This window comes from Flagellimonas aequoris (assembly GCF_003584165.1).
Classification (GTDB): domain Bacteria; phylum Bacteroidota; class Bacteroidia; order Flavobacteriales; family Flavobacteriaceae; genus Flagellimonas; species Flagellimonas aequoris.
Window position 1 is genome coordinate 244,038 of sequence record NZ_QXFJ01000009.1, and the last position, 11,927, is coordinate 255,964.

The window sequence follows — 11,927 nt, forward strand, 5'->3', positions numbered from 1 at the left end:
TTTCCTAACGGTATGATTTCAGGCAAATCACCTATCTTTAAGGAACATAGCGCATAATTTAACTGTGATGAAACGTTCCTCAATAAGATGGGTGATTTGTCTTCTTATAGCCCTGATCTTGGCCAATTCCTGTAAACAAAATAACAACCCGCAGACCACTACCTCTGTTCAAAATGCCGAATGGTGGAAAGAGGCCATCGTTTACCAGATTTATCCCCGTAGTTTTAAAGATTCGGATGGTGATGGTGTCGGAGACCTAAAAGGCATCATAGAAAAGCTCGATTACATTAAAAGTTTGGGAGTAACGGCCGTTTGGCTCAATCCCATCTATAGCTCGCCCAATGCCGATAACGGCTACGATGTGAGCGACTATCGCGGCATCATGGAAGAATTCGGAACCATGGAAGACTTTGATGCCCTTTTGGCCGGAATGCATGAGCGGGACATCAAATTGGTCATGGACATTGTAGTGAACCATAGCAGCGATGAACATGAATGGTTCAAACAATCCCGAAGTTCACGGGACAATCCCTATCGTGATTATTATCATTGGTGGCCGGCAGAAAAAGGTGAGCCTCCTTATCGCTATAGTTTGTTCGATGCCAAGGGCAATGCCTGGCAATATGATTCATTGACCAACGCCTACTACCTTCATTATTTTGCGAAGCAACAACCCGACCTCAATTGGTCCAACCCAAAAGTACGCCACGAAGTCTACGACATCATGAAATTTTGGGCCGATAAGGGCGTGGACGGTTTTCGGTTGGATGCCTTTCAGTTTGCGGCCAAGGATACCACCTATCCTAAATTTCCCGATGGTTTTGAGAAGGACTTCATTCAATACTATGCCATGCAGGATGGGCTCCACGACTATCTGAAGGAAATGAACCAAGAAGTCTTTAGCAAGTACGATGTCATGAGCGTGGCAGAAGGCGCCGGCCGTAATTTTGATGACGCCCATAAATTAGTGGATCAGGGCAGAAAAGAGCTCAATATGGCCTATGCCTTTGAAGGGGTGGATATTCCCAAATATGAGGGATATGAATTGGCAACCATGAAGGAAGTGTTCAGCAAATGGGACAAGGAATTTGCCAAAGACGGATGGCTTTCCATTTTTTTGGCCAACCACGACCAAGCCAGAATGGTAAGTCGATGGGGCAATGACACCGAAGCATACCGAAGTGCCTCGGCCAAATTGTTGAACACCTTTATTTTGAGCATGCGGGGCACTCCCTATTGCTATTATGGGGATGAACTTGGAATGACCAATATTGATTTTGATACCATTACACAATATCAGGACATTGCAGCCCTCAATGGCTATCAAAAGGCATTGTCCGAAGGTGAGGATATGGACTTGTTCATGAAGAAACTCAATTTTGGTTCCAGGGACAATGGACGAACCCCCATGCAATGGAATGATTCGGTAAATACAGGATTTACCTTGGGAACCCCTTGGCTTCCTGTCAATCCTAATTATGTCGACATCAACGTACAAAAGGAGAACTTCAATCCCGGTTCCGTACTGAATCATTTTCGGGAATTGACAACACTTCGAAAACAAAATCCTGTTCTGGTCTATGGAAGCTATGAGCTTTTGGCTCCAGAACATCCTTCTATTTATGCCTATACCAGAACTTTGGAAGGCAAAACGCTTTTGATCCTGTTAAACTTTTCTAAAGAAAGTTCCGGCATTACCCTTGAGGCAGGTTGGGCCAAATCCCCAATTATTATAAATAATTATAATGACCTTCAAATTATTGACGATTCCATAAAAATGAAACCGTTCCAAGCGGTGATTTTAAACATCAACTAATTCATTGTCAAAAAATCAGACTCATTCTAAATTAGTAACCAAACATTTATCCTACCATGTATTGTTGTAATTTTATCGTGTCAGGATGAATAAACTTATTACCATATTAACTGCAATGCTCATTTTGCTCCAGAGCATCAATATCCATTTTAAGGATTTGGTGGAAATGGGGCAGTTGGTGGAGCACTACAAATTCCACAGCGAGGAATATGGGGATAGTTTCATGGTTTTTATGTCCAAGCACTACGGCGAATTGAAAGCCTCACACAACGAAAAGCACCAGGAGGAACAAAAAGACCATGAAAAATTGCCATTTCAGCACCAATCACAATGTTTGCAGCATTTGGTCTTTATGGTGGATTCCAATCCTTTTTTTGAATCCCGCTCGGAAATCCCCGTGGTAAGAAAGGGCAATTTCCATTATCAAATGTCGGACTCCCAAATTTGGGGCGACGGGCTGTTCCAACCACCCAAACAAGCATAATTCATAGTTATCCGGTGTTGCCGGACACTTTTTACAGAAGCCTTATTGAATCTATAATGCTATCATTTTCTATGAATCATGTTTTCAAAAATCATTTCTTTTAGTATAAGGAACAAGTTCATTGTTCTACTCTTTACTTTATTTATTGCGTTGGTAGGTTTGTACTCCCTATCACAAATTCCCATTGGCGCCGTTCCAGATGTGACCAATAACCAGGTACAGGTACTCACCACTTCAAGTAGTTTGTCCACCCAGGATATGGAACAGTTCATCACCTACCCGGTTGAGCTGGAAATGGCCAACCTGCCCGGGGTCAAAGAAATCCGATCGGTTTCCAAATTCGGGCTTTCGGTGGTCACCATTGTCTTTGAGGATAATCTGGGAACCTATCTGCCCCGGCAACTCATCGCCGAAAAGATCAAATCGGCATCCAAACGTATCCCGGAAGGGTTTGGCACCCCTGAAATGGGACCCATTACCACCGGTTTGGGAGAAATCTATCAATACATTCTGGACGTTGAACCCAAATATCAAGGTCAATATACCTCCACCGATCTTAGGACCATTCAGGATTGGATCGTGAAACGTCAACTCTCCGGTATTCCGGGAGTAGTCGAAGTCAACACTTGGGGAGGACACCTCAAACAATACGAAGTCGCCATCGAGACCCAAAAATTGAATGCTTTGGACATTGCGGCCACCGAAGTGTTCACTGCTTTGGAAAAAAACAACAGTATTGCCGGGGGCGGTTATATCGAAAAAGTAAACCAAGCCTATTTTATCCGCGGGGAAGGTTTGGTGAACAACCTCAAGGATATTGAAAATATCGTGGTCACCACCCGAAACGGCATACCTATTTATATTAAGGACATTGCCAAGGTCGGGTTCGGTAGCGCTCCCCGCTTTGGTGCCATTACCGGTAATGGGGAAGGGGAAAAGGTACTGGGCCAGATCATGATGTTAAAGGATGCCGATTCCAAACGAGTGATCGAAGCCGTAAAGGAAAGGGTAGCCAGCATCTCGGAATCCTTGCCCGAAGGGGTTTATATCAATCCATTTTTGGATCGTAGCGAGTTGATCGGAAGAACCACTTTTACCGTAACGGAGAACCTCATTTTAGGATGTCTCATTGTGATTTTTGTGGTGGTCCTGCTTCTAGGAAATTGGCGTTCGGGCCTTGTGGTCGCCTCCGTGATCCCACTTTGCTTGTTGTTCGCCCTCACCATGATGAACATTTTTGGGGTCGACGCCAACTTATTGAGCCTTGGTGCGATCGACTTTGGTATCATCATCGACGGAGCAGTTATCATTGTGGAATTCATTGCCTTTCAAATCAGTCAAAAACAAGCCGAACTGGCCAATTTGGGCAAACATGAAATACAAGCAGTAAAGGATGAAATCACGGTACAAGGTGCCACCAAGATGATGAACTCCGCAGTGTTTGGGCAGTTGATCATTTTAATTGTGTTCATCCCTATTCTATCATTGAGTGGTGTTGAGGGCAAAATGTTCAAACCTATGGCTTTGACGTTCAGTTTTGCATTACTTGGGGCAGTTCTGTTGTGTTTTACCTATGTTCCGGTTGCTTCGGCCTTATTTCTGAAGCCGAGCAAGGATGAATCCAAAGGGATATCCGCGCGTTTGGTAAACTGGATCAACAGGCAGTACGAACCCGTAATCCACTGGGCCATGGAAAGTAAAAAATTGGTGCTATCCGTTGCCGCAGCCCTGTTGGTTGGTGCCATTCTTCTGTTCAGTTCCATGGGCGGCGAATTTGTCCCAACGCTGGACGAAGGGGATTTTGTAATCCAACCGATTCTTAAGACAGGGACCTCATTGGAGAAAACCGTGGAGACAACCACCAAGATCGAGAAAATTTTAATGGACCAATTCCCTGAGGTAAAGCAAGTGGTCAGTAGGATCGGGGCCGCTGAGGTACCCACAGATCCTATGTCCATGGAAGAAAGCGACGTAATCATATCCCTAAAACCCAAATCGGAGTGGGTTTCTGCGGAGACCAAAGATGAATTGGCTGACAAGTTCAAAAAAGCCCTTGCAGTGATTCCCGGCATGGAAGTAGAGTTTACCCAACCTATTGAAATGCGTTTTAACGAGTTGATCACCGGGGTTCGGGCCGATATCGCCATCAAGATTTTTGGGGAAAGCCTTGAAACACTGAACAAAAAGGCCAACGAAATCAAACAACTCATCGAAAATGTGGAGGGAGCCTCGGACATCACCGTGGAAAAAGTGGAAGGTCTGCCGCAAATGAACGTATCCTACGATCGAGCAAAAATTGCCCGTCACGGCCTCAACATAGCCGACCTCAATGAAATGATTTCCATGGGCTTTGCAGGGAAAATTGTAGGTAGCGTTTTTGAAGGGGAGCGGCAGTTCGACATGGCCGTTCGATTGGATTCAGAAAATCGACAGGATATTTCCGATCTTAAAAACCTGTATGTGGACCTCCCTTCCGGAGGAAAGATTCCGTTGAGCGAATTGGCTGAGATCACCTATCAAAAAGGGGCGGCGAAAATATCGCGGGACAACACCAGAAGAAGAATTGTAGTGGGTATCAACGTGCGGAATCGCGATTTACAATCTGTGGTAGACGATGTACAATTGTTGATCAACCAACACATCAAGTTGCCTACTGGGTACAGTATTTCCTATGGTGGACAATTTGAAAATTTGCAAAATGCAAAAGCTAGGTTGATGATTGCCGTTCCTATTGCATTGTTGCTCATTTTCATTATGCTTTATTTTGCCTTTGGATCGGTAAAGGAAGCCTTGTTGATATTTTCCGCCATACCGCTTTCTGCTGTGGGAGGTGTTCTATTACTATGGTTAAGGGGAATGCCCTTCAGTATTTCTGCGGGAGTCGGTTTCATTGCACTCTTTGGTATTGCAGTGCTCAACGGTATCGTCCTTATCGAACATTTTAAGGAATTGAAGGGAAAGGATTTCGATTCCATGGAAGATCTCATCAAACAGGGAACCAAAGATCGATTGCGGGCCGTATTGTTGACCGCATCGGCTGCGGCCTTGGGCTTTTTGCCCATGGCAGTATCCACCAATGCAGGTGCCGAAGTACAAAGGCCTTTGGCAACGGTGGTCATCGGTGGATTGGTGACGGCAACCATGCTCACCTTGGTGGTGTTGCCCGTTTTATATGCCTATTCACACAACATTAAGTTTAAGGGTATGAGAAAGCGAAGAAAAATGAAAAAGATGATGAAAAACCAAGGATTGACTCTTTTGCTGCTTTTGATTTCTATATCCGGATTCTCACAATCCAAATTGAATCTGGAAGATTTGAAGGCCCTGTCCTTAAAAAACAACAAGGGCATACAGGCGGGTGCTTTGATGGTGGATCAGGCCGAAGCGTTAAAAGGAACTGCATTTCAGTTGGAAAAGACCGATTTCTACTATCAATACGATGAGAACAACCTGGCGTTGAACGGGGAGCCTTTAAAGGTTTTCGGCGCAAAGCAGATGTTGGAATTTCCGACGGTTTACGGTGCGAAAAGTAAGGTGCAAAAATCGAATTTCGAGCTGCAAAAATCTACTTTGGAACTTCAGAAAAAGACCCTGTTCCAATCATTGAGCACGGCGTATTACGATTACCAAACGCTGCATCAAAAAGCCAAAATGTACCATACGCTGGATAGCATCTACACCAAGTTTGCCCATGCAGCGAACCGACGTTTTGAGCTCGGTGAGACCAACTATCTGGAAAAGGTGACGGCCCAAGCCAAACAACGGCAGATTGCCAATACCTTCACCAAGACCCAGCAGGAAATTATCACCACCAAGGCATTGATCATCAGTTTGGTGCAAAGTGGCGACACCTTGGATATTGCCATTGAAAAACCGGAAAAGCTATCGGTCTTGAACACCACTGGCCTATTGGAAACGGAAACCGCCTTCTTGGATCAGCGCCAAGAGTTGAGCAATGCCCAAAAACGGTTGGAAGAAAACCGATTGTTGCCCGACATCGACCTGGAATATTTTCAAGGGACCAATAAAGGCCTCGGTACCTCCCTGTACGGAGTGCAATTGGGAATAAGGGTTCCTTTGTTTTTCTTCGGACACAGCAACAGGGTAAAATCCTCCAAGATCCAGACCAAGATCACGGCCATGGAAAACCAGGAAATCAGCATCACCACAAACCAACGGCACAGGTCCCTTTTGCAGCAGTTGGAGCAGCAGACCAAGGAACTCTCCTATTATGAAGATGAAGGGGGGCTACTTTCCGAGCAGATTTTGAAAGCGGCTTCGGGTAATTTCAGCAATGGGGAAATCGACTTTTTCCAATACATCCAGAGCTTGGAGAACGCTTACGACATCCAGCTGAATTACTTGGATGTCCTCAACCAATACAATAAGACCGTAATCGCCATTAATTACTTGACCATAACATTATAACAATGAAAAATATCATCTATAGCTACGCCACCGTTTTCCTTTTATTGATGACAGCATGTGGCAACAAAAACAACGAAAACAGCACTTCCGAAGCCGAAACGGAATCGAACGCCATTGTTGTAACCCAAGACCAATTTTCTGCCAATAATTTCGCCATAGGCGGGTTGGAAGAAAGAAGTTTTCCCGATGTGGTGGAAACCTCGGGTATGATCGATGTGCCTCCAGAAAATAGGGCCAGTGTGATGGCCTTTATGGGTGGATTCGTAAAAAAGACGCCACTTTTAATAGGCGACAAGGTAAAAAAGGGTCAATTGATGGTGACCTTGGAAAATCAAGAATTCGTGCAAATGCAACAGGAATATCTTCAGGTGTATAACCAACTGGATTTTCTAAAAGCCGAGTTCGATCGAAACCAGACCTTGTTCGATGAAAAGATCGCTTCCCAGAAGAATTTCCTTCAGGCCAAGAGCAACTATGAAACTGCAAAGGCCAAATACCAAGGGTTACGGGAACAACTGCAGATGCTGAACATTTCACCCAGTCAAGTGGAAAAAGGCACTATCAGTTCACTGGCAAGTATCTATGCCCCTATTTCGGGCAGTGTTACCAAAGTGAACGTTTCCATGGGCAGTTATGTGTCCCCTGCCAGTGAAATTTTGGAAATTGTGAACAATGAACACGTCCATCTGGAACTCACGGTTTTCGAAAAAGACATTTTAAAGGTGAAAAAGGGTCAAAAAATCCAATTTACCATCCCAGAGGCTTCCAACGAAACCTATATGGCGGAAGTACATTTGGTGGGTGCCTCCATAGATGATGCCAAACGCACCATAAAAGTCCATGGACATTTGGAAAACGAGGATGATACGGGATTCCTGCCCGGTATGTTCGTGAATGCCATGATCATGACCGATACCAAAAATGCGCTATCCCTACCGGATGAAGCAGTTATTGAATCCGAAGGGTCATCCTACGTGTTGAAATTGGTTTCCCAAGATGCTGAGGGCTATACCTTTGAGAAAGTCCATGTAACCCAAGGCAATAGCTATGGTGGTTTTACCGAAATCAGCTCGGAAGACCTCAAGCAAGACGATCAATTTTTGCTCAAAGGAGTTTTTGATCTGATTGGAGGATAGCATATTAAGCAAATAAATACCATAACTGGGCCGTAAAAAAGCAGACCACAAATCCCAACACAATGGGCAAAAGAGTAGCAATTAGAGTCCATTTGGCACTTTTGGTCTCTTTGTAAATGGTATAAATAGTAGTGGAACAGGGGTTGTGCAGCAAGCTGAACAGCATCAGGTTGATCCCAGTAAGCAATGTCCAACCCCCTGCCCTTAATATGTTTTCGGTACTGGTGATGGAATCCATTTCGAACATGACCCCGGAGCCCTCACCGACCCCGGACATACCCGTGACCAAAACGGTGAGCATCAAAATGGTCGGGATTACAATTTCATTAGCAGGAATGGCAATGATGTAGGCCAATAAAATGACCCCGTTCAACCCAAAAACCACCGCAAAAGGGTTGAACCAATCAATGAAGTGTTCGGCCAAGCTCAATCCACCAATATGGATGTTGGAAACCAACCAAATCACCATTCCCGCTGGAACGGCAAAGACCACGGCCCTCCACAACACGAACAAAGTCCTATCGATCAATGAAGTGTATAAGGTTTGAAGCACCCTTGGCGGACGATAAGGCGGCAATTCCAAACTAAAGGTAGAAGCTTCACCCTTCAAAACGGAGCGACTTAAACCCCAGGAAACGATCAAACTAAAAGCGATACCCAAAACGGCCACCCCTACCACCGCCCCTGTGGAAACCAAACCGGCCCAAAATGGGGATACCATACCCCCGATGAAAATGGTGGCAATCAAAATCTGTGTGGGCCATCGGCCATTACAAAGCGAAAAGTTATTGGTGATGATGGCGATCAATCGTTCCCTTGGACTATCGATGACCCGTGCTGCGATGACCCCTGCGGCGTTACAACCAAATCCCATGCTCATGGTAAGGGCTTGCTTTCCGTGTGCCCCTGCTTTTCGGAACAAACTGTCCATATTGAAGGCCACCCTGGGCAAATACCCCAAGTCTTCCAAAAGAGTAAACAATGGAAAAAATATGGCCATTGGCGGCAGCATTACGGAAATGACCCAGGCCATGGCCAAATAGGCCCCATCAATCAAAAGTCCGGATAACCACCACGGCATAAAACTATCGGCCCCACTTTTCAGGATAGGATGAAGCGTATCTACCAACAAAGAGGCTAAAAGCCCTGATGGGTAATTGGCACCGGAAATAGTCACCCAAAACACCACGGCCAATAGGACAAACATGATCGGGAATCCCGACCATCGGCTGGTCACGATCTTATCAATCTTTCTATCCAGACTGAAAGCTGGTTTATCCCCATCTATGGAAACCGTTTTGCGCGCAATCTGTGCCGCATCGGCGTATAAGGAAGAAACAATCTTGTCATGGATGCCCATGCCCAATTCCCATTTCAGGTTGTTGGCCATCCCCAAGATTTCCTCCGTACTTTCTGTTTTATTTTGCTCCATCATATCGCAATTGGAGTTTCATTCTCGACCAATCCATCCAAAATGCCATTTTGCAAGGCCTCGATGATGCTCTGGTCTCCTTCCAACAAACGTAAGGCGACCCATTCCGCATTGGGCAAACCTGGATAGGTTTCCCTTAATTTTTTAGATAAGGTATCAATGGCATGTTTTAATTGTGGCGTATGGTTCCTTACCCGATGTGGCTTACAGATGTATTTGCCCGAGGCCACTTCCGCGATCATGGCCACCAGTTCGTCCATACCATCCCGTCTTCGGGCCGAAGTAGGTATCACTGGAATGCCCAATTCCCTGGTCAGCTCACGCACATCGATTTCTACATGGTTACGCTTGGCTTCATCCATCAAATTGAGACATAAAATGGCCCTATCGGTGATTTCCAATATTTGAAGCACCAAATTCAAGTTCCTCTCCAAACGGGTGGCATCGGCAACAATTACGGTAACATCCGGACGGCCAAAAAGGATAAAATTACGGGCCACTTCCTCATCCGTACTGGTGGAAAGAAGGGAATAGGTACCCGGAAGGTCTACAATCTTGTAATTGTCATCGGCATATGAAAAAGCTCCCTCTGCCCTACCAACCGTTTTTCCAGGCCAGTTTCCTGTATGTTGTCGTAATCCGGTAAGGTTATTAAAGACCGTACTTTTTCCAGTATTGGGGTTTCCGGCCAGCGCCACAACATAGTCTACCTTGTCCATATCGATTCCCAATCGGACGAGGTTTCCCTTGTGGTGCACCGGACAATTTTCGCAATTAGGCTGACTGCTCATGTTGTTCTTTTTTAATGTTATTGATGAAAATCAGGTTGGCCTGATCTTTTCTGATGGCAATGGTGGTTCCCAAAATACGGTACCCCACGGGATCTCCCGAGGCACTCCGAAGCTCAGCGGTTATCGAGTTACCCGGAACAATCCCGAAATCCATCAATCTTCTTCTTTGCAAACCGCGACAGTAGGAAGAAATGCCCACAATATTGGCAGTTTCATCCGGCTGAAGTTCGGACAACCGCTGGTATCCCTCCTGAATCGGCTCTGCCTTCGGTAGTGGCTGTACGGTAATGGCAGAGGCAAAAAGTGGGGTAAGCACACATTCATTTCCATCGGCCGCAAAGGTGATTTTTCCTTGCTGCACATCCAATTGGTAGACCTGCATGCCGGGGTATAGACCAAGGGCCGAAAGTTGTTCAAAAATATAATGGGGCTCGTCCTCAATATGTACAATTTGGGCCACTTCCCCTTCCTTTAAACTACTTAAGGGCCGTCCCGAAAACGGTGGAATTTCCCCTTCCGTAGAGGGAATGGGGTCACCATGGGGGTCAAAGGCCGGGTTACCCATTCGTGCCGCAATCCTATTGGCCTCTTCCAAGGATAATTGGTGTTCTTGAATGTCGGCCTCCCCGTGCCAATCCATATGCTGCACCCCGGTCTCATCGGCCAAAAACCGCTCCCAAATCCTGTGTACACGTACAATCCGAAGCGCATATGATTTTCCGGTATCGGTAAGTTGGATGTTGTGTCCTTCAAAAACCACGAGGCCCATATCTTTCAAGTGGGCCATCAGTTTTGCCATTTGGTCTGCACTGATATTGAGATTTCCCGCAGCACTGTTCAAATTGCAAGCAATGCCCTTATATTCGCAATCGAAAAGGTATTTCAAAGTGTCTTCCAAAAGAACACGCTGGGAGCTCATCCGTACTTTTCCCAAACGGGCCAACAATCCTTTTTTGGGCCAGAACACCCAAATGAGGATTCCAACGGCCACCAATCCCAAAACCAAGGCCATTACGGGTTGTTCCATAGCTATTTTGGATTATATAATCGTTTCATTTTAAATAGATATTACAGGCAATCTGATGCGAAACGGTATGTTCCCGTTCCCCAATCTTTAAGTGAAGGGAACCATCGAATGCCTCTTTCCCTAAAATTTGGATCGGCTTGCCGATTGAAATTTCATGCTTGTCCAAATACTGCAAAAATGCAGAGGAACTGTCCTTTACCCCCACACAAACCCCGTGAGCCCCAACAGGCAACTCACTCAACAGGTCTTTATTATGTTCCTGGAATTCACCGTTCTTTCCTGGAATGGGATCACCATGGGGATCGTATTTAGGGAACTTGAGCAATTGGTCCAACTTATCGATCAATTTTTCACTCTTGATATGCTCCAACTGTTCCGCCACTTCATGCACCTCATCCCAAGCAAAATCAAGTTTTTCCACTAGAAAAGTTTCCCAAAGTCTATGCTTGCGAACTATGGAAAGGGCCGTTTTTATCCCGGCATCCGTAAGGGAAATCCCTTGGTATTTTTTATAGTTCACCAGACCTTTCTCTGCCAATTTCTTGGCCATATCCGTAACAGAGGATGGTTTGGTTTCCATCTGCTCCGCAATGGCATTGGTGTTTATGGATGCATCATCCCCGCTTCCCAAATGGAAAATGGTTTTCAGATAGTTCTCCTCTGATCGGGTCATCTCAATTTAATTTTATCAAAAATACATTTTTTATTTATAAAAAACTATTTTTAGATTTGTCTAAATTTAATTTTATACAAATTGAAAACGTTTTGCAAACATATCGCCCTCCTTTGGATTGCTTTGGTAAGCAGTTGTTG

General features: G+C 45.2%; 6 protein-coding genes and 1 pseudogene. 4 read left to right on the forward strand and 3 right to left on the reverse strand.

Annotation, left to right across the window (positions count from 1 at the left end; genetic code table 11):
* Positions 1–67 precede the first annotated feature (67 nt).
* The 4 genes from D2U88_RS03845 (at position 68) to D2U88_RS03860 (ending at position 7,864) form a co-directional block, all read left to right on the forward strand.
* Complete coding sequence (locus tag D2U88_RS03845; RefSeq protein WP_119638975.1) at positions 68–1,816, forward strand: glycoside hydrolase family 13 protein; 1,749 nt, start codon at positions 68–70, stop codon at positions 1,814–1,816.
* Positions 1,817–1,931: 115 nt separating this feature from the next.
* Positions 1,932–2,300 carry a hypothetical protein gene (locus tag D2U88_RS03850; protein ID WP_147378226.1) on the forward strand — a complete coding sequence of 123 codons (369 nt, stop codon included), beginning with the start codon at positions 1,932–1,934 and terminating at the stop codon, positions 2,298–2,300.
* A 78-nt stretch (positions 2,301–2,378) separates the two neighbouring features.
* On the forward strand, positions 2,379–6,728 hold the full coding sequence (locus D2U88_RS03855; RefSeq protein WP_119638977.1) for a CusA/CzcA family heavy metal efflux RND transporter: 4,350 nt from the start codon (positions 2,379–2,381) through the stop codon (positions 6,726–6,728).
* Between the two features lie 2 nt (positions 6,729–6,730).
* Positions 6,731–7,864: an efflux RND transporter periplasmic adaptor subunit gene (locus D2U88_RS03860; protein ID WP_119638978.1), complete on the forward strand. Its 1,134-nt coding sequence runs from the start codon at positions 6,731–6,733 to the stop codon at positions 7,862–7,864.
* A 4-nt stretch (positions 7,865–7,868) separates the two neighbouring features.
* On the opposite strand, the pseudogene feoB reads toward D2U88_RS03860, so the two are convergent.
* The 3 genes and pseudogenes from feoB to D2U88_RS03875 form a co-directional block, all read right to left on the reverse strand.
* Positions 7,869–10,087, reverse strand: a pseudogene (gene feoB, locus D2U88_RS03865) (ferrous iron transport protein B).
* Positions 10,071–11,114, reverse strand: a complete 1,044-nt coding sequence (locus D2U88_RS03870) for a metal-dependent transcriptional regulator (protein WP_119638979.1) — start codon at positions 11,112–11,114, stop codon at positions 10,071–10,073. The pseudogene feoB and the gene D2U88_RS03870 overlap by 17 nt, the downstream one beginning before the upstream one ends.
* A 25-nt stretch (positions 11,115–11,139) precedes the next feature.
* Entirely contained in the window at positions 11,140–11,787 is a 648-nt protein-coding gene (locus D2U88_RS03875; RefSeq protein WP_119638980.1) for a metal-dependent transcriptional regulator, read from the reverse strand.
* Positions 11,788–11,927: the final 140 nt, after the last annotated feature.

Coding starts and splice junctions, on each gene's coding strand:
- D2U88_RS03870 (WP_119638979.1), bottom strand. CDS start 11,114: ATGGAACAACCCGTAATGGCCTTGGTTTTGGGATTGGTGGCCGTTGGA.
- D2U88_RS03875 (WP_119638980.1), bottom strand. CDS start 11,787: ATGACCCGATCAGAGGAGAACTATCTGAAAACCATTTTCCATTTGGGA.
- D2U88_RS03855 (WP_119638977.1), top strand. CDS start 2,379: ATGTTTTCAAAAATCATTTCTTTTAGTATAAGGAACAAGTTCATTGTT.
- D2U88_RS03850 (WP_147378226.1), top strand. CDS start 1,932: ATGCTCATTTTGCTCCAGAGCATCAATATCCATTTTAAGGATTTGGTG.
- D2U88_RS03860 (WP_119638978.1), top strand. CDS start 6,731: ATGAAAAATATCATCTATAGCTACGCCACCGTTTTCCTTTTATTGATG.
- D2U88_RS03845 (WP_119638975.1), top strand. CDS start 68: ATGAAACGTTCCTCAATAAGATGGGTGATTTGTCTTCTTATAGCCCTG.